Consider the following 21,890-nt stretch of genomic DNA (forward strand, 5'->3'; position numbering starts at 1 on the left):
TATAGAAGGAGTGACATCGTATGGAGCTGTTTAGCCCCGCTTTTTGGCTAGCGTTGTTGAACGTTGTATTTATTGATCTAATTTTGGCTGGCGATAATGCCATCGTGATTGGTCTCGCAGCTCGAAATTTGCACCCTTCTGTGCAGAAAAGGGCGATTCTTTACGGAACAGGCGGCGCACTTTTGATTCGTATTGTAGCCACCGTGATTGTGCTCTGGCTGCTTAAAGTGCCATGGCTACTCCTTGTTGGGGGATTACTCCTGATCTGGATTGCGTACAAGCTATTAGCAGATCAAGGGGAAGAGCATTCGGATATCAAGGCCGGCAGTTCTCTCTGGGTAGCCGTGCGAACGATTGTCATCGCAGACGCTGCCATGGGACTGGATAACGTCATCGCTGTTGCTGGTGCAGCACAGCAGCACTTGGTACTTGTTATACTCGGACTACTGATCAGTGTACCTATTATCGTGTGGGGCAGTACGTTGTTTATCAAATTAATTAACCGTTTCCCTTGGATCATTTATCTTGGAGCCATCGTGCTGGGGTATACGGCTTCTAACATGATTACAGAGGAACAGCGTCTCGTGCCTTTCTTCACTGAGCATCCTGCACTTAGAATCTTATTTATCGTTATAGTCACTGCTGGTGTCGTGTTTGCCGGGTATCGCAAACGTGCAAGCAGCAATAAACCAGGTGGAGAGCGGCAGCATTCCTATTCCTAAGCTTTTAATAAATGATGCTCTCATCAACCACAGGCACATAAAAGAAGGACTGACCGATATCATCGGCCAGTCCTTTTTCTTTATGAAGATAACATAGTCCTTATTATGTCATTCAATACAGAATGAGGGTCCTCAGAACCACTCTTCTTTCATGTCATTAACTTCATCCTGCTGATTGGTTACCATAAAGTTTTCACCTGCATGTAGCGTAATTGTTTCTGTCTGCTGCACCGCCTGCTCCACCCATTCCGGCAGTTGACTCATGGTCGATTCAATCTTGTCCACAATTCGAAGATTCGGATTGGTGGATGGGGATTTTGGTACAAAAAGAGTACAACAATCCTCATAGGGCAGAATCGATATATCGTACGTTCCGATCTGTTTAGATAATGTAATAATTTCCTGTTTGTCCATCATGACAAGAGGTCGCAGCAACGGCAAATCCGTCGCACGCCCGATGACATTCATGCTTGGCAGGGTCTGGCTCGCTACCTGACCCAGACTATCTCCGGTAATCAGTGCAAGCGCACGTTCACGTTCAGCCAGCTTGGTTGCAATACGTAACATGGAGCGGCGCATCAGTGTGATGATCAAGTTATCCTGTCCCAGTTGGGTAAATGCAGTTTGAATTTCCGTAAAAGGAACCAGATGCAGCTTAATTGTACCTGCATGATCTGCAAGCGCACGCGCCAAATCAATGACCTTTTCTTTGGCACGCTGGCTTGTGAACGGATAACTGTAAAAGTGTACGCATTCCACTTCCAAGCCTCTGCGCATCGAAGACCATGCCGCTACAGGACTGTCTATGCCACCCGATAATAACAGCATCGCTTTTCCATTTGTACCCAAGGGGAATCCGCCTACGGCTGGAATCACCTCACTGAAGATATACGTGCCCTGATCCCGAATTTCCACGCGCAGTTCAATGTCAGGTTGACGCACGTCAACGCTTAACTGCTGGAATTTCCGAAGAATCGGAGAACCCACCAGATGGTTCATTTCATGCGAAGAATTGGGAAACTCTTTCCATACACGCCGTGCATTAACTTTGAATGTGGTACCGTCTTTGAATTCAGACTCTCTCTCATCCATAAAAGCAATGGCTGTCTCCACGATTTGGTCAGTTTCAGATGGGGTCACTTTAACGGGACTGATCGACATTACGCCGAATACTCGTTTCAGCACAGCAATCAGTTCTGTATGAGATTCTCCACCCAGATCGACATACAATCGTCCAAACTCCTTACGCAGACTTGCACCTGGATAAGGTTTGAGCAGGGAACGTACCTGGGTGATGATTGTTTTTTCGAACCGGGCACGGTTTTTTCCTTTTAACATAAACTCTCCGAAACGGAGAAGCAGCATATCATATTTCATCTAAATCACATCCGCCTTTCCAACGGGCGCAGCTGCGCCACCATCTGATGTAAAGCCTGCTCCAGCAGAGCCACATCTTCTTCTGTATGTTCATCTCCAAGACTAATACGTAATCCACCAGCAGCACAAGCATTATCCCTGCCCATGGCAAGCAATACCCTGCTGGGTTCAGCCGATCGCGAAGAGCAGGCAGATTGTGTAGAAACAGTTACTCCAAGTTGTTCAAGGGTATGCAGCGCCACTTCTGCCTTCATTCCAGGATAGGAAAAATGAACAATGTGCGGTGCACCCTCTTTACGACTATTTAGCACAAGTCCGGGAATTATATTTATGACCTCCATAATACGGTCTCGCAAAATGGTTGTACGCTGCGCAAAGTCAGCCTGACGTTCCGCAGCGAGACGCATCGCCTTCGCCATACCCACAAGCAAAGGTACATTTTCAGTACCCGCTCTTAGTCCCTGCTCTTGGGAACCCCCTGACAGTAAAGGCGTAAGCTCCACCCCACTTCGTACGTAGAGAAGACCAGCTCCTTTGGGACCACGAATCTTGTGAGCAGACAAACTGTACAGATCCGCGCCCCATGCCGCAGGTTTAGCTTCCATCTTGCCAAAACCCTGCACACCATCTACATGAAAAAGCACCTTTGGTGCTTCCTTTTTCAGTCGTGCACCGATTTCAGCAATTGGATGTATCGCTCCTGTTTCATTGTTCACATGCATCAGACTCACAAGCACCGTATCCGATCTTATGGCATCCATTACCTGCTGGGCGCTAACCAGACCATCGGAATCCACGGGAAGCCAAGTGACCTCCCATCCCCACTGCTGTAGCTGCACAAAACTCTCGTATACCGAAGCATGTTCCGTTGCAGTTGTAATGATGTGTTTGCCCCGAGACTGATACTGTAATGCCGCCCCTTTAATGGCAAGATTGTTGCTCTCAGTTGCGCCTGAGGTGAATACGATTTCTTCTGGTTTCACATCAATTGCGGCGGCACAACCAGATCGCGCTCGGCGCAAAAGTTGATGGGCTCGCTCACCATATCCATGTATCGATGACGGATTCCCATATTGCGCCTCCATAATCTCGGCGATTGTCCGAACGACATCGGGATGAGGAGGCGTCGTTGCTGCATAATCAAAATATTTCAAATGAGGTTCCCCTCCTTGTCTCTTCGTTGTGGAATCTACAGTGAGCATTGTAACACGATCCCCGCTCAACACAAAAAGACCAAACAGGAACTAAGCACATTTAAGGCTGCTGTTCCCGCGTTTGATCTCTTCCTGGACGTACTGTTGTGTTGCCATTTCTTTGGTCTATACCATTTATACCATATATTTAGACTGTGCTTTTTCCACTTTGGAGATATAAGCCTGTGTTTCCGAAGGGAGGCGGTTAAGTACACTCATCAGTTCAGCGTCACTCGATACACCCAGACTCGAAACCCGTCCCGGTCCGGCATTATAAGCAGCAAGTGCCATCTTCACCTCGCCCCCAAAACGCTGGAGCTGAAGAGACAGGTATTTGGTTCCACCATCTATATTCTGAGCGGGATCGTAAGCGTTGCTTACTCCCAACCCTGCTGCCGTCCCATCCATCAACTGCATTAGTCCTTTGGCACCTGCGGAAGAAACTACATTCGGATTGAAACCTGATTCAGTATCAATAACCGCCTTGATCAAAGATTCAGGCACCCCATATTTTGCGCTCGCTGAGGCAATCAAAGATTCAAAATCTGTAGGTACAGATGCATCCGAATCCACTGCTCCAGTATTTAACAGGGAAGATAAAGAAACCACATTACTGTTCGAGGAAGAAACAGAACTTGCATCCGGGTTATACATGCTGCCCAGTTGCAGCCACAACAGACCGTCACTGGATCGTTTGGAGATAGCAGTAGAATTTACGTCTTCTCCTCCGGTATTGTTTAATGAATTTGAGTTCGTCCCGAGCAGCCCGTCCATCATACTGGCAAAATCCACTGTTGAACCGGAATTTCCATCCGATGCATTTGTTTCGTTGAGACTATTGGACAATTGCAGTTCCAGCAACTGCCGCGACGCGCGCGGATCAATCTGCATGAGTTATATTCACTCCCGTATAATGTAAACGTAGATTATGACTTTATTCTACATTATTTTACAGGGAGGTTCCATTGTTTTCAAAAAAATAGACCGATTATACAACTTCATTACGCAAATGCGAAGAAACCTTCTGCAATCCCCCTTTAATAAGGTGGAAGCAGAAGGCTGCAAATAATCAGCTCATATCCTGTTCAGTTAAGCACTTGTGTATTCCTTATTAGATCATGTTTTTGCTTTATTAACGGGCGAATGGAATCATGAAGAAATAGCTGAGTGTTGCCACTGCGCCAAGTCCAATGGACCATGCCCCCGCCGTTTTCCGGCCATTGACGTAAGCATAATAACCAAGTACTGCTGCAGCCGGACCAAGGACAATGGACCACATAAATAAGGATGCGATACCAAAGGCCAGACCCATATATCCGGAGATACGGCCAGTAGATTTCATGACACCGTCATCTTCACGCTTCACTGGGGTATGATCTTTTCTTTCCGTAGGTTCTGTTCGAATAGAACCTGTTGGGGGCGCTACCTCTGCGCCATACTCTTCCCTGTGGCTACGTCTTGGATAGTCTACACGCTGACGCTGCTTTTCATCTAACGGAGTCGTTTCTGGACGTTGGAACTGGTTATCATCTTTACGGTCATTATTCAATGCAAAGCACCTCCATATAAATGGGAATGACTGCTCATTTCGGTTTGAATGTGTGGCAGCAAGTCGCAGATGAAGTACGGGCATGATCATGATGATCGGAATCAAAGGTCTCTCCGGCAAATTCCTCATGTAAGCGACGGGTGGCATGCTGGTCAATGTCAATCATGATGGCATCAGCCTGGCAGAAATTGTTTTCTCCCCAAAAGTGGCAGTTAGCAACACTGCATTTGACGATCGGCTTCTCTTGGCTCATTTTTATCACCTCGACATCTATTGTCTCCGCACCGTAAATCGGCTATTCTCCGACGAAATGCCAGATGATGACATGATCCTTTATCCGCAATGCTAGTTAAAAAAAACGCAAAAAAACCGCCACAAGGGCGGTTTTGTCCAATTCGTATATAAGTTGAAAATGTAATTACGCGTGATTGCGTTGGTTTTGCATCCGACGCTGCGTTAGGTAGTCACTTTCATAAAAGGCCAGATCATCGCGCAATTCTTCGTACGTTTTCGATATCTCAAGAATGACATCCCGTACTGCACGAATTGGCTTATCACGGAAACGGATTGCATCCTGACCAGTGTAAGCATATCTTCCATCTTCGGAGTAACATTCATTTTTAGGATAAAAAAAGCTGTTTATGCTTTGATGGTATGTGTTATAGAGAGCCTTTTCGGCAAAATCGACATCAAAATTGGCACGACGCAGCACAACGCCAAGTTTTTCGTAAGAAACTTCAGAAAAAACGAGCAAATGACGGAGATCCGAAAGAAATCCTTTGTAGAAGGCTGATGACTCCTCCGTCTGATTCTGATCCAGTTCAGGCAAGGCATTTTCATTCAAAAATTTTTCGATCCGATCGATAGCCGGTTTTAACTTTTCCCTAGTTGACTCACATGTTTTCTGTACATTGGCTGCTGACATAAAGGTAGCTCCCCCTTAAATAAGTCCTTACATATAGATCGGCCAACGGGAGGTTCTCCCCTGACCTTGAATTCTCAGGTACTATCCTACCATAAAAAGATGACGAGCGGTATCCCTTAATCAGGCTTTCCCTTTCTGTTACTAAAGATGCCCATTACACACAGCTGACCTGATGTTCACCTGCATAAAAATAACCGCTTTTCCTAACGATAGATATATCCAGTGACAACGATGAAATCAGAGCACTGTAAGATGATTGTCAAAATAAACGAGGAGGTTCCATCCCCTATGTCCAGACCGAAATGGGTTAACTGGGCCATTGCCGCGGGTGCGGGCGCACTTGCCTTGACGCTTTTGCTTCCGACGTCCAATCGCCCTGTTCCGGCTCCAAGTGCCATGCCCGATTCTCCACACGAGGAGCATGCGAGCAAACAACGTCTTAAAGTTCAGGATGTAAAGTCAACCGATCTGCTGACCCGTGCGGATGCCAAACAGCACCTTAACATCATGCTTGAGAAGACCTCCAAAATGAACGATGTGCAAATAAGTCAATACGTTAAAGAGCTACAACAAACACATGATCATATACGGTCTGTTGATGTAATGAATACCAAGGGATCTCGCAGTCGGCACTTTGACAAAACAGCAGCAAAAGGAAGCAAGATGGAACAGCAAAAGCTGGAACATTCCCTCGCCCTAGCCAAAAAAGCTGTGAGCAAACGTCAAAGCTTCGAATCTTCTTCCTTTCCTCTGGGCAAGGAAAAGTTTTTTGTTATGGCGCAACCCTCCAAGGATGGAGAACGTGCCGTCATCGCTCTTTTTAGCCAAAATGTACTGAATGCCGTGGAACAGCATCAGCGCAAAAATTTGCGCATGATCCCTTATCCGCGTGAAGGTAAATTCAAAATCGAGTCTGTGCACCCCGACACCCTTAAAGAAATCACTGTAAAAACAGGGCATGATAATGCCAATGCCAGCCATTTTTACGAAAATGAAATCGTCATCCGTTTCCGTCAGGATCCAGGTGAACGCGATATGCGCATCATTAAATCCGACCTGCGGACTCAATCGGCACGCAAGCTGGGTTACACGTATGTTTTTCGGTCAGAACATATGAATTATGAGCAATTACATGCTTATTTCGAACGTAAATGGAATCCGCTGTATATGGAACCCCACTACATGTATTTAACCAATGAAACCGTACCTGAACAAAAAGATGTAACCGTGCCCAATGATATTTTGTTCTCCGACTACCAGTGGAACCTGCCCGCCATTGAGACTAACCGTGGCTGGAATATTACGAAGGGAAACAAGGATGTTATCGTTGCCGTGGTAGATACGGGCGTCGATCTGACCCATCCCGATTTGAAGGGCAAGCTGCTGAAAGGTTATAACGTTGTTGATCCAGCGAGCAAACCTCTTGATGACGTAGGCCATGGTACACATGTAGCAGGTATCATAGGCGCTGTTGTGAATAACAACGAAGGTGTAGCAGGCATGAGCTGGTATAACAAGGTATTACCTGTTAAAGTGCTGGACAATTCGGGTTCAGGCACAACCTACGCTGTGGCCGAAGGCATCATTTGGGCAGCTGATCATGGAGCCAAGGTCATCAACATGAGTCTGGGTAACTACGCAGATGCTCAATTTCTTCATGATGCCATTAAATACGCTTTTGATCGCGACATCGTATTAATTGCAGCAACCGGTAACGACAATACGGAGCGTCCGGGATACCCTGCAGCCTATCCGGAAGTATTTGCGGTATCCGCTACGGATGCGGACATGAACAAAGCTTCCTATTCCAACTACGGGGATTACGTGGATGTGACGGCCCCAGGGTCCAGCATTGCAAGTACGTATCCGAACAACCAATATGCAGCCTTGTCCGGAACGTCCATGGCAAGCCCCCATGTAGCGGCACTTGCAGGCTTGATTCGCTCGCTGAATCCTGATCTGACCAACACAGAAGTCATGGATCTCATGCGTCAAAGCGTCATAGATCTCGGTGACCCAGGTCATGACAAGTATTTCGGTTATGGTCAAATCGATGTATTTAAAGCATTGGAGGCGGCCTCTGGCAACAGTGCCCCACTTCAGTTTTGGCCGCAACATGTGAGACAGCAAATGGACAATACAATGAAAAAGTACATCAAACAATAACCGTACACTGGATATAAAAAAAACAAAAGCAGCTGCGCCCCGGGGCGTATGCTGCTCTTTGGTATGTTCACCTATTCCCCCGGGGCACCCGCTGCGACTAGCGTTTGCGAGAAGTTGTGCGGGATTTGCCTGATTTTTTCACCGATTTTTTCTTGCCGTTGTGGCTTGAAACATAACAAGGATCTTCTTCTTTGACCACGACAGGATACATGTGATGATGGATTGGCACACAGTGATGTTTTTTGATGACTTCGATCGGATGAATTACGGGTACGATTTGTGGGATGTAGTAATCTTCAACAACCTGGATTGGGTCACATACAATCGGACAAAGCGGTGGACAGAAATGGTTCATTTCAAACCAACTCCCTTTCAAGTGATACTATAACGTATTGCACTGGGTCCAATCTGGATTGGATGTATGTCCGTGTTCGAAAAAATTAAATAAGCGGGAGCCTGTCCGCCGTTGCCCCCCCCTGTTGCGGTGTAATGTTCTTTATAACCCTGCATAATACCCGCAGTCCTTCACATAACAGCTCCTGATTCGTAACCGTGAAGCAGATCCGCAGACTCGCCGTATCCGTTTCCCCCACATAACAGGCTGAACCCGGCAAAAAGGAAACACCTGCGGCAAGCGACTGGCGGTGTAGCTCACGCATATCCAAACCATCCGGCAATTGCAGCCACAAGTTTAGTCCACCATCAGGCAAAGTCCAGTACATCCCGGGAGAACCATGTTCCTCCAGTACCGTTGATGCGGCAAGCAGCCGGGAATATAATTCATCCCTCAATCGCGCTGTATACGCACTGTATTGATGCTGTATGAACGATTGCAAGGCCTTTTGTGTAAGCAGCGGACTCCCGAGATCCGCAGTGGATTTGGCTGCAACAAGTCGTGTGAGCACACTTCCGTCTGCAACTGCACACGCCACACGACAGCCGGGGGATAATACTTTGCTGAAGCTTTTGATATATATCACATGGCCCGTCCCATCCATGGATTTAATGGAAGAAGGGGGCGAATCACGGAAATACAAATCGGCGAACGGATCATCCTCCAGGATGAGACAATGATAACTCTGAGCAAGATTAAGCAGTTGCGCACGCCGTTTAGCACTCATCGTAATGCCTGTAGGATTGTGAAACGTAGGAATGGTATATATCAACTTGGGCGGGTATGTATCACATAACCGGGTTAACAAATCAATACGCATACCATCGTCATCCATCGGCACCGTAATGATCTTCGCTCCTCTGCTTGTGAACACATCAATGGCTCCCGTATAGCTCGGTGCTTCCATGTATACGACGTCACCAGGACCAACAAACGTACGCGCGACAAGATCGATTCCCTGCTGGGTACCGCTCGTAATCAGCATCCGTTCGGGCATTACCCGCAATCCTCTTTCCGCAAAATGCCCGGAAAACGTCTGACGCAGTTCCCGATCTCCCTGAAAAGACCCGTAGGCAGCCATGCGCTCTGGATGATCCGAGGAAAGCCGGTATGCACTGTCGATAATCTCACGCGTTGGCAACAATTCAGGCTGGATTGCCGACATATGCAGCTCATATTTAACTTGTGGAGATGCATCAAAATGTCTCCAGAGCTGAGCTCGGGGCAAATAATCCACAAGGGCCATCTGCCAGTTCCATGGTGTGCTGGATTCATTCTTTGCTTGAGTACGGTGAGTCTTTTCCATATCCTCCGTTTTCTCCAGCTCTTGAGCCCCTCGTACATAACAACCCTTCCCCTGGGAACATGTAATTAGCTGTATGGCTTCGAGCTCGGCATAGGCTTTGGACACGGTGACCAGGCTGACGCCCAGATCTGTGGTCATTTTACGAACCGACGGCAGACGGGTTCCAGGCTCGATTAGTCCAGACCTTATTCGGTCAGCAAGTGTAAGGGCAATCTGAACATACAATTTGGTGCTGCTTCCCCGTTTCAATTCAATATGCACACATGCACTCTCCCAACTGTTATGATCAGCATTTTACTGTTATACTGCATTCCGTCTATTATAGTTTATAATATCAGTATAACAGTGAATAACAGGAGATGAGAATAATATGAATATCCCTTGGTCCAAAATGGCACAAAATACCCCGTCCTCTGTCGTTCGCGACATGTTACAGGCTGCCCAGGCACCTGGAATGATTTCTCTTGCCGGAGGTTTACCTGCCCAGACATCATTCCCGCTTGAAGCCATCCGTGACGCATACGAAAAGGTATTCATGGGTGGTTCAGCGGCTCTTCAATATGCAGAGACGGAAGGTTTCCGACCATTACGTGCCAAAATTGCCGAACGTCTTGAATCCAAGGGCATTCCCGCTTCACCTGATCATATGCTTCTGACTACCGGATCTCAGCAATCCATTGACCTGGTGTGCCGAATTTTGCTCGATCCAGGCGACAGCGTACTGGTTGAATCACCAACCTATCTGGCTGCCCTTCAAGTCATTCATTCTTATCAGGCTGAGGCGCACGGTGTTGCCTGTGACGATGACGGAATGTTGCCTGAATCACTGGAGGAACAGCTCCAATTGCATCGTCCCAAGCTCGTCTACATTAACCCTACGTTCTCCAACCCGTCGGGCAAAGTATGGAGTCGCGCCAGACGGCAACAAGCCGTGGATCTGTGCCGGAAATATGGCGTACTGATCTTAGAAGACGATCCCTATGGTGAAATCCGCTTTAAACCGGAACAACTGGATGCCCCTGCATTAGCGCAGCTGGATGCAGCATCCTATGAGGGTCCATCCAATGTCATCTACACCAGCACATTTTCCAAAACAGTAGCTCCAGGCCTCCGCACTGGCTGGATATTGGCTGCTCCGGATGTTATCCAAATAGCTGCCCGCGCCAAACAAGGTGCAGATTTGCATTCCAGCAGCATCGACCAAAGAGCACTTCACGCACTACTGGAGTCTTTCGATCTGGACGGGCATATTCGCAATATCTCACAGGATTATGAACAACGGATGAAAAAAATGACCACTCTCATGGCTGCAAAATCGTGGGAAGGTATCTCCTGGAACTCGCCGCAGGGCGGCATGTTCCTATGGCTGCAACTACCTGAGGGTATGCTGGCCAGCAATCTGTTTACCTATGGAATTCAGGAGAAAGTATGCATTGTACCAGGAGATTCCTTCTATGCAGGTACACCGGAGCTGAACCGTATGCGGATCAACTTTACTCATACTGATCCAGATCTGCTTCCCGAGGCTGTAGAGCGTATGGATCGTGCCATTCAACGCTGGCATGCATCATTGCAGTCGGACAGCGTAGTTACACTGTAACGAACTGTCATCAACTGTATCATTAGGAACAATTTCTCATTCCAACGAATAACAACAAAAATAAGGCGTCAGACCCGAGAAAGCTCGAAGTCTGACGCCTTATTTATATGACCTGCAAGAGCAGGATTCTTTTGAAGTTTAATCGCGTCCTTCTGATCAGTCAGGCACATCAGGTACAATCGTTCTGTTTGCCCTTGACTGATAGTGGACTACACTTGTTACTGTTGTGTTGTAGTTAGGAAAGCTTACCGTAAGCCGGGTTCTGTGCTCTTCGTGGTTCAGACGGGAACTACCCTCCCACCACAAGCGACAATCATCTATCTAGGCCATACATTGCTGCACAGCTCAAGCGACCAACCTAGACACACCTCGGGCTAAGGCTGCCTTCTCCGAAGAGTCGACTGTGTCCCATTAGGTCTTGCTCCAGATGGGGTTTACCAGGAACGAAGTCACCAGCGTTCCTCGGGGTCTCTTACACCTCGGTTCCATCCTTGCCTGTGCCGGAAAATCCGGCCATCGGCGGTCCATTTCTGTGGCACTATCCTTCAACTCGCGCTGACTGGACGTTATCCAGCATCCTGCCCTGTGGAGCCCGGACTTTCCTCTCGTGGCAACGAAGGCCACCAGCGATTGTCTGTCAAACTTTCCGAACAACATTACATAGTATACAGGCATTTGAGTTTACAAACAAGCTTAATCTTACTGGAAGCAATGAGCCCGGGTGCTTTTAGATAAACTGGAATACTTCCGTGTTTACCTCGGATGCAGTTACTTGCGTGTCATAACGTTTGTCTTCTAAACGTGAACGAAGCCAATCCGCAGTTTTCGGTTTCATGATTTTTTCGGCATTATGCCCGGCGTCGATGATACACATACCTGCCATCAGCGCATCGTGAGCCGTATGATAATCAATGTCTCCAGTTACGATGACATCGGCACCTTTGAACCGTGCAGGAAGGGTATAACGGCTGCCTGAGCCGCCAAGTACTGCTGCTTTTTTGATCTGCCGATTGAGATCGCCTACTACCCTAACGTATGGCACATCCAGCTGGGCCTTCACGACCTCTACCAGCTCACCGAGTGTCTTTGGTTGTTTGAGTTGTCCCAAGCGCCCCAGACCCAGTGTACGGCCTTTTAAATCCATTGCATACAGGTCATAGGCAACTTCCTCATACGGATGAGCCTTAAGCATCGCTTGTACAACTTTGCTGCGCAGACTCTGCGGTACGATGGTCTCAATCCGCATTTCCTCTACATGCTCCATCTGTCCCTCTGTACCGATGAAAGGCTGTGTCCCCTCACCCGGTACAAAAGTACCTGTGCCTTCTGTATTGAAGCTGCACTTGTTGTACTGACCAATACTGCCAGCGCCGGCTTCGAGGATCGCCTGGAGCACCTGCTCATGATGGGTGCGGGGTACAAATACAGCCAGTTTGAACAAATGATCTGTATGTACATCCTCAAGTGATTCCTTGCTCTCAATTCCAATGGCCTCGGCCATCCAGTCATTCATGCCGCCTTCAGCCACATCCAGATTGGTATGACTAATGTACACCGCAATATCATGCTTGATCAGCTTCTCGTACAATTTCCCCATGGGTGTGTCCGTATTCAACGATTTGACCGGGCGGAAAATGATGGCATGGTGCGCAATAATCAGATTGGCTCCAATCTGAATGGCCTCGTCGACAACTTCGTTCGTAACATCAAGTGCGATAAGAACGTGCATAATTTCCTTTTGCAAACTGCCAAGTTGAAGACCGATCCGATCGTCCGGCACGGCCAGATGTTTGGGAGCAAGCTGCTCCATCAATTGAATTACAGTTTGACCTTTGGCAAACATGAAAGTACCTCCTTCAAGTTCACAATATGACTCTCCATCTCAGCCGCCTTGTCCCGTGAAGACTCCTGATCGGATTTGGAGATGGACTGCACTACACTTTGCAGCTTGACGATTTCACTCTCCCATTTGGCAAAAAACACATCCGTTGGACGGTCTGTTAAATAAGGCCCCATGCGCAGCAGCAAATCTGATGTCAATTCCACTCCGCCTTCAAGCGGACGTGCGCGATACACTTCCTCATTGGCGATCGGACTGAGTTCTTGCGGCATTGCTGTAATAATCTCGTACACTTTTCCATCTTCCTCAAACAGCTGTTCTGCAACCACCACCCAGTGATGCTCCAACAACCAACGTCTGAGAATATCCTCACCAACATTAGGCTGCAAAATGAGAAGCTTGACCTCCTCAAGTTTGGAGAGGCCACGATCCAGAATGGAGGCAATTAGTGCTCCTCCCATACCGGCAATGGTGATAACATCCACTTCTCCTGCAGAGATGACATCCAAGCCATCTCCACGACGTACTGTAATTCGTTCCTTCAGGCCTGCATCGCTGACTTGCTTGCGTGCAGCTTCATAAGGACCGGGGTTGACTTCTCCGGCTACTGCACCCGCTGCTTTCCCACTGCGTACTGCCGCTACCGGGAGCAAAGCGTGGTCTGAGCCAATGTCAGCCAAGCGGCTGCCTTCGGGAATTTGATCATGTATTCGCTGTAATCGATTCGAAAGTTTCATGAAGCACCTACACCATTCATTTAATTTATTGATTTGCATTGAACAACGAAAAGCGATAAAATGAAATCCAATAAAACATTTCAAGGATGATTTACCAAAACCAAGAAATTTAGATGTTCAATTTAAAAATAAAGGAGACCCCGCCGCCGCTTAAGCGTCTTGCGGAAAGTCTCCCATAGTGATGTTATTCGAGGAAATCTTTAAGCCGTTTACTGCGGCTAGGGTGACGCAATTTACGAAGAGCCTTGGCTTCAATTTGACGAATACGCTCACGCGTAACACCAAATACCTTGCCCACTTCTTCCAGCGTTCTAGTACGTCCATCGTCCAGACCGAAACGCAGACGAAGCACGTTCTCTTCACGTTCAGTCAATGTATCCAGGACATCTTCGAGCTGTTCTTTCAGCAACTCATAAGCAGCAGCATCCGCCGGAGCCAATGCTTCCTGATCCTCGATGAAATCACCCAGATGGGAATCATCTTCTTCACCAATCGGTGTTTCCAAGGAAACCGGTTCCTGAGCAATCTTCGTAATCTCACGAACTTTCTCCACACTCAGGTCCATCTCGGCAGCGATTTCTTCCGGTGTCGGTTCACGCCCAAGTTCCTGCAACAGCTGACGGGATACCCGGATCAGCTTATTAATCGTCTCCACCATGTGCACAGGGATACGAATAGTACGCGCCTGGTCCGCAATCGCACGGGTGATCGCTTGGCGAATCCACCATGTCGCATACGTACTGAATTTATAACCCTTTTTGTGGTCGAATTTTTCAACCGCTTTGATCAGACCCATGTTACCTTCCTGAATCAGATCCAGGAACAACATTCCACGTCCAACATAACGCTTGGCGATACTTACCACGAGACGAAGGTTAGCTTCAGCCAAACGACGTTTCGCTTCCTCATCCCCGTTTTCAATCCGTTTAGCCAGTTGTACTTCGTCATCTGCAGACAACAAAGGTACACGACCGATTTCTTTGAGATACATCCGAACAGGGTCGTTGATTTTGATTCCTGGTGGAAGGCTCAGATCATCATCAAAGTGGAATTCATCTTCTCCCTCTCTGGTGTTGTTCTCGGAATCTTCACTAGGGCGAAGGGTTACCTCTTCATCATTTTCGTTCACAACATCAATACCTAGGTCACTCAGTTGTTCATAGAACTCATCCATCTGCTCTGCGTCTTGCTCAAATGGGGAGAGTTTTTCTATAATTTCCTTGTAGTTCAACGAAGCTCTTTTCTTACCTGATTCAATCAATTGATCTTTAACCTGATCCAGCGTCAATTCTGTTTCTAGTTCAGTATGCTGATCATTCGCCATAACTCGACTCCCTCCTCCCTAGAAACATCCAACATTCAGATGTTCACTGTCTCTCTAGGGCAATCATTTCAAGTACAATTTGTGCCGCGCGTACAGAATCACCTGCCCGCTCTGCAGCAATCATTTCTTCTTTTTTCAGATCGTACTCTTTCTTACGCGGATACTTCAGCACTTCCCTGATGCAATCATCAAGTGCTTGAATACTCCATTCACCTGGACCATCCATCATTGAGATTGAACTGACCGTCTTTTCCAGTCGGTCGTCATGAAGTGAAGACATAAAACGGCTTGTATCCGACGGTTTGCCTTGCGCATAATAGGCATATAGATAAGCAGCAATAGCTGCATGATCATCCAAGTTAAAAGCTTCACCAAGATGCTCATTCACGTACTGGGCAGCCTCATCATCTTGGAGCATCCAGGCAAGCAGCTTGCGTTCAGCAGCGTGATAAGCCGGCAACAGATTGGGTGTAGGCACCTGCCTATTTTGTTGCCTACCATTATTCCACCTTTTCGGGTTATTATCCCCATACTGGAGGTTATTTTTCATGGCCTCCCGTTCTTCATTACACTCCTGCTTCAGTGTTTCATATGATACGTCCACTTCCGCAGCTAGTTCCCGAAGATATACTTCCCGTTCTGTAGGAGAAGACAATGGAGCAATAAGTTTCACCGCTTCCTTGGAGTAAGCGATTTGTCCGCCGCCTTCTAGCAGTATATGGTTTTTTTTAAGGTTTATAAGCTTAAATTTTGTAGTCGTTACGGCGCCGTCCACAATCTGGTTTCGGAACCGTTCGCCACCATGCTTGCGGATAAAATCATCCGGGTCGAGTCCATCCGGAATCAGAGCAATTTTGACCTGCAACCCAGCTTCCTCGAGTATAGGAAAGTTTTTGAGCGCCGCAGCCTGTCCAGCTCGATCACCGTCATAACATACAATGACTTCATCACACATGCCTTTAAGCATTAGTGCCTGGTTTTCAGTGAGCGCGGTACCCATTGCCGCTACACCATTCTGGATATCCTGATCCCAAGCGGAGATAACATCGCCATACCCTTCGAACAATATGGCCTGCCTTTGTTTGCGAATTGCATTTTTGGCATGATGCAGATTGTAGAGAACGCGGCTTTTGTTAAATAACCGGGTTTCCGGTGAATTTAGGTACTTCGGTTGCCCGTCTCCCAAAATGCGACCTGCAAATGCAATCGGCTTTCCGCTCCTGCCATTAATCGGAAACATGACCCTGTCTCGAAAACGGTCCACATACCCTTGACCTTCGTTTCGCTGTGACAGTAAACCACCCTTTTCCATCTCTTCAAGCGGAAATTCGCGCTTTTCCAGAAATTGTACCAAGGTATCCCAGCGATTAGGCGCATAACCAATCTGGAATTGGTCAATGAGTTTGTCGCTAAACCCCCGTGAGCGTAAATATTCCATAGCCACTTTACCGTGCTCTGTATTTTTCAATAAGAAATGATACAGCTTCGCGGTAAGCTCATATGCTTCCAATAAACGTTCAGTCTCTGGATTAACATGAGCCGATTCACGCCCTTGCCAGTCCCCCATTGAAATGTGGCTTTCTTCTGCCATCGTCTTGACAGCCTCGGGAAAGGATAACCCTTCGATTTCCATCCTGAATTTGATGGCATTTCCACCCGTGCCGCAACCGTAGCAATAGAAAATTTGTTTCTCAGGCGTAACTGTAAACGAAGGCGTCTTCTCAGAATGAAAAGGACAGAGGCCTTTCATATATTTCCCCTGTTTGGTCAGATGTACAAATCGGCTCACCGTATCGACGATATCATGCTGCTGTAACACCGATTCAATAATGCTTTCGGGTATACCGCCTTGTCCGGTACTCATCTTGGTCCACCTTCATCTCTTTAACACGTAAATATTATTCGATAAACTTACACATTCTCCTGCAAATCTTTCAAAAGTTTTGTCAGTTTATGTTGAAAAATTTCCCGATCCTGCTCTGTGAAAGGCTTAGGGCCTTTTCCATAATGCCCTCTTTTTCGTGCTTTGGCCGCAGTATGACGGGAATCCAGCATGAAATCAATGTCACGATCATTAAACTCACGACCACGAAATGATAAAACATAACAACGTTTGCCAAGTGCGAGTGCCGCCAGTCCATAATCCTGTGTAATGACCACATCGTATGGCTTGATGTGATTGGCAATGTACAGGTCTGCACTCTGATCACTTCGATCTACTTGAACGGTACGCACTCCTTCTCCGCCCTGAAGAAAATGATCAAAAGAAGAAACCATCAATACAGGAACTTTGAATCGGAGAGCTGTTTCTGCGATCTCAGCCTTGACCGGGCAAGCATCACCATCCACAACAATGTGGCGTACATTCAACTCACTCAAACCCAGACCACCCGGTTTCATAAAATAGCTGCTTATTGTAATATACGACCCCAGCCAGTCAAAATCCTTCTGACCGGTCTATGGAAATCAAAGGCTAAAATACGGAACGGCTGTAAATATAAATTTTTCACAATCCGTTCCGTATATTTATACCCTCATATATCCTTCTTTAATACTGAATTTATGCTTTGCCGCAGAACTGTCCTCCCGGAGCAAAAACGGACCCAACTACCAGACCAGTTTGGAGAAATCAGCAAAAGCTTTCAGATCACGGTCAATGGCTGCAAGCAGGGCCAGACGATTCGCCCGCACAGCTTCGTCTTCAGCCATAACCATAACCGAATCGAAGAACACGGTGATAGCTTCCTTCCAAGCCGATGAAATCGCGAGCGCTTCAGCAGCAGCATGCTGAGACAATACCTGACGATATTCTTCATTGGTCTTGCTCCATGCCTCATGCAGCTGACGCTCTCCTTCTTCTGTGAAAAGCTCTGAATGTACCGAAGCATTGGATGCTTTGGCAGCCAGATTACCTACACGGTTGAAGGATTCCACAGTTGTTTTGAAGGCATCTCCCGTTTGGACAGCTGCCATAAGTGCCTCACCTTTTGGGACTACCGCGCTGATATCATCAAATCCGGAAGAAATCACTGCGTCCACAACATCATAACGAACCGTTTCCGACAACAGTTTCTTCACACGAAGACCAAAGAAGTCCTGCAAATCTTTACGAACCTCTTCATCCGCACGTTTCAACAGGTTCATCTGAGCATGCACTTGAAGTGCAACTCCGAACACATCGGACAATGTCAACGGAAGATTGTGATCCAGCAAAATTTGTACGATACCTGCTGCCTGACGGCGCAGCGCGTACGGATCTTGAGATCCTGTTGGAATGATATTTATCGAGAAGCAGCCTACAATCGTATCCATTTTATCCGCAGCACTCACAATGGCACCAACGAGTGAAGCAGGAGATTGATCCCCAGCGAAGCGTGGCAGATAGTGCTCAAATACCGCTTTGGCCACTTCTTCTTTTTCACCAGCTTTACGGGCATAATCCTCACCCATCACACCTTGCAGTTCAGGGAATTCTCCCACCATAAGTGTAACAAGGTCGAATTTGCAGATATCCGCAGAACGACTCACCGCTTCGGCTACATCGGCTGGTACTTGCAGCTTGCTAGCCAGACCATCCGCAATTTTGCGAATACGGCGAACTTTATCTCCAACCGTTCCAAGCTCTTCCTGGAAGACGATACTTTCCAGTTTCGACAATGCATCCTTAATCTCCAGCTTTTGGTCTTCCTCGTAGAAGAACTTGGCATCAGACAGACGTGCACGAAGTACCTTCTCGTTTCCTTTCGCAATGACATCCAGTGAATCGCTGCCGCCGTTGCGAACCGTAACGAAGTATGGCAACAATTGTCCATCATTATCAAGCACCGGGAAATAACGTTGATGCTCACGCATCGAAGTAATCAGTACCTCTTGTGGAATATTCAAAAATGAAGATTCGAATGTTCCGAACAGCACCGTTGGTGTCTCAACCAGGAACAGGACCTCTTCCAGCAAATCTTCCTTGATCGCAATATCCCATTTCTTCTCGGCAGCCAGTGCCTGGATCTGGGATACAATCATCTGCTCACGTTCTTTGATATCCGCAATGACGTGCTCGGAACGAAGCAATTCCACATACGAAGCGGGATCCGAAATAACCGCCTCTTTCCCGAGGAAACGATGTCCACGTGTTACATTGCCAGACTTTACTCCTGCAACTTCCAACTCAATAACATCACTGCCCAGCAGAGCGACAATCCAGCGAATCGGACGTACAAATTTGAAATCATACGAAGCCCAACGCATGAATTTCGGGAACGTCATAGCATGCAATATAGCCAGCAAACCCTGACCGATCACAGATGAGGTTTCAACGCCTTTACTGCTCTTGGTAGCGTAGATATATTCCACGCCGCTCAGTTCCTTGAATGTAAACTGATCCGGTTCAACACCCTGACTACGGGCAAATCCGAGTGCAGCTTTACTCCAGTTACCACTGTCGTCGAGTGCTATTTTACGGGAAGGTCCTTTTACTTCTTCCTCCACGTCCTCCTGTTTCTCGGCAACATCCTTGATCAAAACAGCCAGTCGGCGCGGTGTGGCATAGGCATTCACTTCACCATAAGCAATGCGGGATGCATCCAGCCATTTCACGACACGATCCTGCAGCTGTTCAATTGCTGCTCGCATGAAGCGTGCAGGCACTTCTTCCAGACCAATTTCAAATAACAGATCCTTAGACATGCTCAGCTCCCCCTTTCTTGATCAGCGGGAAGCCGAGCTTCTCACGCTCTTCCACATATGTTGCAGCCACTTGACGAGCCAGATTACGGACACGGGTAATGTACCCAGTACGCTCCGTTACACTGATTGCTCCGCGCGCATCCAACAGGTTGAACGTATGCGAACATTTCAACACATAGTCATATGCCGGGAAAACTAGATTTTGTGCCATAGCCTTGTTCGCTTCCTCTTCATGCATGTTGAAGAGCGTAAACAGCATTTTGACATCAGATACTTCAAACGTATATTTGGAGTGTTCGAATTCAGGCTGACGGAACACATCACCATATGTAATGCCGTCTACCCATTCCAACTCAAACACATTTTCTTTTTCCTGAATGTACGAAGCAAGACGCTCCATTCCATACGTAATTTCAACTGCTACCGGATTCGTCTCGATTCCACCGACTTGTTGGAAATACGTAAATTGGGTGATTTCCATACCGTCCAGCCAGACTTCCCAGCCAAGACCAGCACAGCCGAGGGAAGGGTTCTCCCAGTTGTCTTCAACAAACCGAATATCATGTTTGAGCGGATCAATGCCCAACTGTTTCAGACTTTCCAGGTAAATTTCCTGAATATTGTCCGGCGAAGGCTTGATAATAACCTGGAATTGATGATGCTGATAGAGACGGTTTGGATTTTCTCCATAACGACCATCCGAAGGACGGCGGGACGGCTCTACATAAGCTACTTTCCAAGGCTCGGGTCCAAGCGAACGCAAAAAGGTCATCGGGTTCATCGTACCTGCCCCTTTTTCCGTATCATATGGTTGAACAATAATACAGTTGTGCGCGGCCCAGAATTGTTGCAGCGTGAGAATCATCTGCTGAAAATTCATAATCATGCTCCTTTTCGATGGTTTGTGATGAACAAGCCTAGAACGGTACAGACAATAAATAGCCCTCGTCCTACGCCTGTTATACAGACATAGGGACGAGAGCTATTCCCGCGGTTCCACCCTACTTGGCTTAGATATAAACAGAGATCCTGTTCATTCAAGCCCACTTTTCCGTGTCATTCATGCTCCCGAGTGCCGTTTCACAGACCGATTCAACCCGGCTCCCACCATCCCCGGCTCGCTCACACAAGATTAGTAAGGTCAACCGACCTCTTCTGCTCCTGAATGTATAAATCAAGTCTCCTACTTTCTCGTTCAATGCATGTCTCCAAAAGAGAAATTATAGTTCATAATATATAAAAATAAGTACGAAGTCAAGATATATTACTTATTTCACATCAAGACGACTCAAATCCCGTACTTTTCCATTTGATCAAGAAAAGAACGGGATTTTAGATTCAAGCCAAGCTGATGATCCATAAAGGCCCGCATGATCTTTTTGATCTCATCGCGGGTGCCTTCGCTAACCGATATATTACCAAGCCTTTGCAGATCCAGCTGCGCAAACAGACGTAAGAGTTTCAACGCCTTCGGACTCACGGACATCGCCGGAGGATCAAAGTGTTTGCAAGCACGGCACAGAACGCCTCCAAGCCTTGGACTAACAAATAATTGTTCATCCGGACGCTCGTGACCACAAGAAATGCAATCATCAAGCTGAGGTCCGTACCCGGCTGCCTGTAATATTTTCATTTCATACAGGCTTGTGATGACGACCGGATCTTTCTCTTCCTTCAACGCCTGAAGACAGGCTTTCAACTGTTTGAACCAGAACGTACCTGTCTCTTCATCCTGCAACACACGATCCAACAGTTCACAAGCATAAGATGCATAGGAGGCCTTAATCAGATCCTCACGCAGCTCATGATAAGATTCGATGATCTCACCTGCGTTTAGGGTTCCCAGACCGGTGTTACGAAAATATACATATTGACCGTACGTAAATGGCTGCACCAGTGCAGCATGTCGGCTTTTGGGCTTTTTGGCACCGCGGACGAGTACCCCTACTTTCCCGCCGCTTTCGGTGCAAAGCGTAATGATTTTGTTCCCCTCGCCGTAGTCCATGCTGCGGATGACAATCCCTTCCACCCTGTATAGCATGCCTCGTCACCTAACCATTCCCGAATTAGCCAA

General features: G+C 47.3%; 19 protein-coding genes and 1 other RNA gene. 3 read left to right on the forward strand and 17 right to left on the reverse strand.

Annotation, left to right across the window (positions count from 1 at the left end):
* The first annotated feature begins 20 nt into the window (after positions 1-20).
* On the forward strand, positions 21-722 hold the full coding sequence (locus tag ACDJ58_RS20595; RefSeq protein WP_413372667.1) for a TerC family protein: 702 nt from the start codon (positions 21-23) through the stop codon (positions 720-722).
* Between the two features lie 132 nt (positions 723-854).
* On the opposite strand, the gene thiI is transcribed toward ACDJ58_RS20595, so the two are convergent.
* From thiI to ACDJ58_RS20625, 6 genes are all read right to left on the reverse strand, one after another.
* Positions 855-2,099 (reverse strand): tRNA uracil 4-sulfurtransferase ThiI, encoded by a 1,245-nt coding sequence (gene thiI, locus ACDJ58_RS20600; RefSeq protein WP_413372668.1) that lies wholly within the window; start codon positions 2,097-2,099, stop codon positions 855-857.
* Positions 2,100-2,104: 5 nt separating this feature from the next.
* The gene (locus tag ACDJ58_RS20605) at positions 2,105-3,253 is read right to left on the reverse strand and encodes a cysteine desulfurase family protein (protein WP_413372669.1); all 1,149 of its coding nucleotides are present in this window, start codon (positions 3,251-3,253) and stop codon (positions 2,105-2,107) included.
* Between the two features lie 174 nt (positions 3,254-3,427).
* Positions 3,428-4,183, reverse strand: coding sequence for a lytic transglycosylase domain-containing protein (locus ACDJ58_RS20610; protein ID WP_413372671.1), 756 nt, complete (start codon positions 4,181-4,183; stop codon positions 3,428-3,430).
* A gap of 241 nt (positions 4,184-4,424) precedes the next feature.
* Positions 4,425-4,841 carry a hypothetical protein gene (locus ACDJ58_RS20615; protein ID WP_413372673.1) on the reverse strand — a complete coding sequence of 139 codons (417 nt, stop codon included), beginning with the start codon at positions 4,839-4,841 and terminating at the stop codon, positions 4,425-4,427.
* 34 nt (positions 4,842-4,875) lie between these two features.
* On the reverse strand, positions 4,876-5,094 hold the full coding sequence (locus tag ACDJ58_RS20620) for a DUF1540 domain-containing protein (protein ID WP_064636410.1): 219 nt from the start codon (positions 5,092-5,094) through the stop codon (positions 4,876-4,878).
* Between the two features lie 165 nt (positions 5,095-5,259).
* A complete protein-coding gene (locus tag ACDJ58_RS20625) occupies positions 5,260-5,766 on the reverse strand; it encodes a YpuI family protein (protein ID WP_063567014.1) in 507 nt (168 codons plus the stop codon).
* A gap of 288 nt (positions 5,767-6,054) precedes the next feature.
* On the opposite strand from ACDJ58_RS20625, the gene ACDJ58_RS20630 reads away from it, so the two are divergent.
* On the forward strand, positions 6,055-7,932 hold the full coding sequence (locus ACDJ58_RS20630; protein ID WP_413372675.1) for a S8 family peptidase: 1,878 nt from the start codon (positions 6,055-6,057) through the stop codon (positions 7,930-7,932).
* 97 nt (positions 7,933-8,029) lie between these two features.
* Here ACDJ58_RS20630 and ACDJ58_RS20635 read toward each other — a convergent pair whose 3' ends face one another.
* Entirely contained in the window at positions 8,030-8,287 is a 258-nt protein-coding gene (locus ACDJ58_RS20635) for a hypothetical protein (RefSeq protein ID WP_090998137.1), read from the reverse strand.
* 85 nt (positions 8,288-8,372) lie between these two features.
* The gene (locus ACDJ58_RS20640; RefSeq protein WP_413372677.1) at positions 8,373-9,893 is read right to left on the reverse strand and encodes a PLP-dependent aminotransferase family protein; all 1,521 of its coding nucleotides are present in this window, start codon (positions 9,891-9,893) and stop codon (positions 8,373-8,375) included.
* Between the two features lie 109 nt (positions 9,894-10,002).
* On the opposite strand from ACDJ58_RS20640, the gene ACDJ58_RS20645 reads away from it, so the two are divergent.
* Positions 10,003-11,232: a PLP-dependent aminotransferase family protein gene (locus tag ACDJ58_RS20645; RefSeq protein ID WP_413372679.1), complete on the forward strand. Its 1,230-nt coding sequence runs from the start codon at positions 10,003-10,005 to the stop codon at positions 11,230-11,232.
* Positions 11,233-11,468: 236 nt separating this feature from the next.
* Here the strand turns inward: ACDJ58_RS20645 and rnpB are convergent.
* The 9 genes from rnpB to recO all read right to left on the reverse strand — a co-directional run bounded on the left by rnpB (position 11,469) and on the right by recO (position 21,857).
* An RNA gene (gene rnpB / locus ACDJ58_RS20650) (RNase P RNA component class A) lies at positions 11,469-11,878 on the reverse strand.
* 81 nt (positions 11,879-11,959) lie between these two features.
* Positions 11,960-13,075, reverse strand: a complete 1,116-nt coding sequence (locus ACDJ58_RS20655) for a Nif3-like dinuclear metal center hexameric protein (protein WP_413372681.1) — start codon at positions 13,073-13,075, stop codon at positions 11,960-11,962.
* A complete protein-coding gene (locus ACDJ58_RS20660; protein ID WP_053781257.1) occupies positions 13,051-13,809 on the reverse strand; it encodes a tRNA (adenine(22)-N(1))-methyltransferase in 759 nt (252 codons plus the stop codon). The genes ACDJ58_RS20655 and ACDJ58_RS20660 overlap by 25 nt, the downstream gene beginning before the upstream one ends.
* A gap of 184 nt (positions 13,810-13,993) precedes the next feature.
* Positions 13,994-15,133: an RNA polymerase sigma factor RpoD gene (gene rpoD / locus ACDJ58_RS20665; protein WP_062835490.1), complete on the reverse strand. Its 1,140-nt coding sequence runs from the start codon at positions 15,131-15,133 to the stop codon at positions 13,994-13,996.
* 43 nt (positions 15,134-15,176) lie between these two features.
* Positions 15,177-16,997, reverse strand: coding sequence for a DNA primase (gene dnaG, locus ACDJ58_RS20670; RefSeq protein ID WP_063567020.1), 1,821 nt, complete (start codon positions 16,995-16,997; stop codon positions 15,177-15,179).
* Positions 16,998-17,044: 47 nt separating this feature from the next.
* The gene (locus tag ACDJ58_RS20675) at positions 17,045-17,512 is read right to left on the reverse strand and encodes a YaiI/YqxD family protein (protein ID WP_371129144.1); all 468 of its coding nucleotides are present in this window, start codon (positions 17,510-17,512) and stop codon (positions 17,045-17,047) included.
* A 228-nt stretch (positions 17,513-17,740) separates the two neighbouring features.
* Positions 17,741-19,816, reverse strand: coding sequence for a glycine--tRNA ligase subunit beta (glyS, locus tag ACDJ58_RS20680; protein WP_413372682.1), 2,076 nt, complete (start codon positions 19,814-19,816; stop codon positions 17,741-17,743).
* The gene (gene glyQ / locus ACDJ58_RS20685) at positions 19,809-20,696 is read right to left on the reverse strand and encodes a glycine--tRNA ligase subunit alpha (RefSeq protein ID WP_063567023.1); all 888 of its coding nucleotides are present in this window, start codon (positions 20,694-20,696) and stop codon (positions 19,809-19,811) included. The genes glyS and glyQ overlap by 8 nt, the downstream gene beginning before the upstream one ends.
* Before the next feature lie 408 nt (positions 20,697-21,104).
* Positions 21,105-21,857, reverse strand: coding sequence for a DNA repair protein RecO (gene recO, locus ACDJ58_RS20690; protein WP_063567024.1), 753 nt, complete (start codon positions 21,855-21,857; stop codon positions 21,105-21,107).
* Positions 21,858-21,890: the final 33 nt, after the last annotated feature.

This window comes from Paenibacillus taichungensis (genome assembly GCF_047302525.1).
Lineage (GTDB): Bacteria > Bacillota > Bacilli > Paenibacillales > Paenibacillaceae > Paenibacillus > Paenibacillus taichungensis_B.

Bases quoted from the DNA above. Each gene is read 5' to 3' on its own strand.
- ACDJ58_RS20595 (WP_413372667.1), top strand. From the start codon at position 21: ATGGAGCTGTTTAGCCCCGCTTTTTGGCTAGCGTTGTTGAACGTTGTA.
- thiI (WP_413372668.1), bottom strand. From the start codon at position 2,099: ATGAAATATGATATGCTGCTTCTCCGTTTCGGAGAGTTTATGTTAAAA.
- ACDJ58_RS20610 (WP_413372671.1), bottom strand. From the start codon at position 4,183: ATGCAGATTGATCCGCGCGCGTCGCGGCAGTTGCTGGAACTGCAATTG.
- ACDJ58_RS20620 (WP_064636410.1), bottom strand. From the start codon at position 5,094: ATGAGCCAAGAGAAGCCGATCGTCAAATGCAGTGTTGCTAACTGCCAC.
- ACDJ58_RS20625 (WP_063567014.1), bottom strand. From the start codon at position 5,766: ATGTCAGCAGCCAATGTACAGAAAACATGTGAGTCAACTAGGGAAAAG.
- ACDJ58_RS20630 (WP_413372675.1), top strand. From the start codon at position 6,055: ATGTCCAGACCGAAATGGGTTAACTGGGCCATTGCCGCGGGTGCGGGC.
- ACDJ58_RS20635 (WP_090998137.1), bottom strand. From the start codon at position 8,287: ATGAACCATTTCTGTCCACCGCTTTGTCCGATTGTATGTGACCCAATC.
- ACDJ58_RS20645 (WP_413372679.1), top strand. From the start codon at position 10,003: ATGAATATCCCTTGGTCCAAAATGGCACAAAATACCCCGTCCTCTGTC.
- ACDJ58_RS20655 (WP_413372681.1), bottom strand. From the start codon at position 13,075: ATGTTTGCCAAAGGTCAAACTGTAATTCAATTGATGGAGCAGCTTGCT.
- ACDJ58_RS20660 (WP_053781257.1), bottom strand. From the start codon at position 13,809: ATGAAACTTTCGAATCGATTACAGCGAATACATGATCAAATTCCCGAA.
- rpoD (WP_062835490.1), bottom strand. From the start codon at position 15,133: ATGGCGAATGATCAGCATACTGAACTAGAAACAGAATTGACGCTGGAT.
- dnaG (WP_063567020.1), bottom strand. From the start codon at position 16,997: ATGAGTACCGGACAAGGCGGTATACCCGAAAGCATTATTGAATCGGTG.
- glyS (WP_413372682.1), bottom strand. From the start codon at position 19,816: ATGTCTAAGGATCTGTTATTTGAAATTGGTCTGGAAGAAGTGCCTGCA.
- glyQ (WP_063567023.1), bottom strand. From the start codon at position 20,696: ATGAATTTTCAGCAGATGATTCTCACGCTGCAACAATTCTGGGCCGCG.
- recO (WP_063567024.1), bottom strand. From the start codon at position 21,857: ATGCTATACAGGGTGGAAGGGATTGTCATCCGCAGCATGGACTACGGC.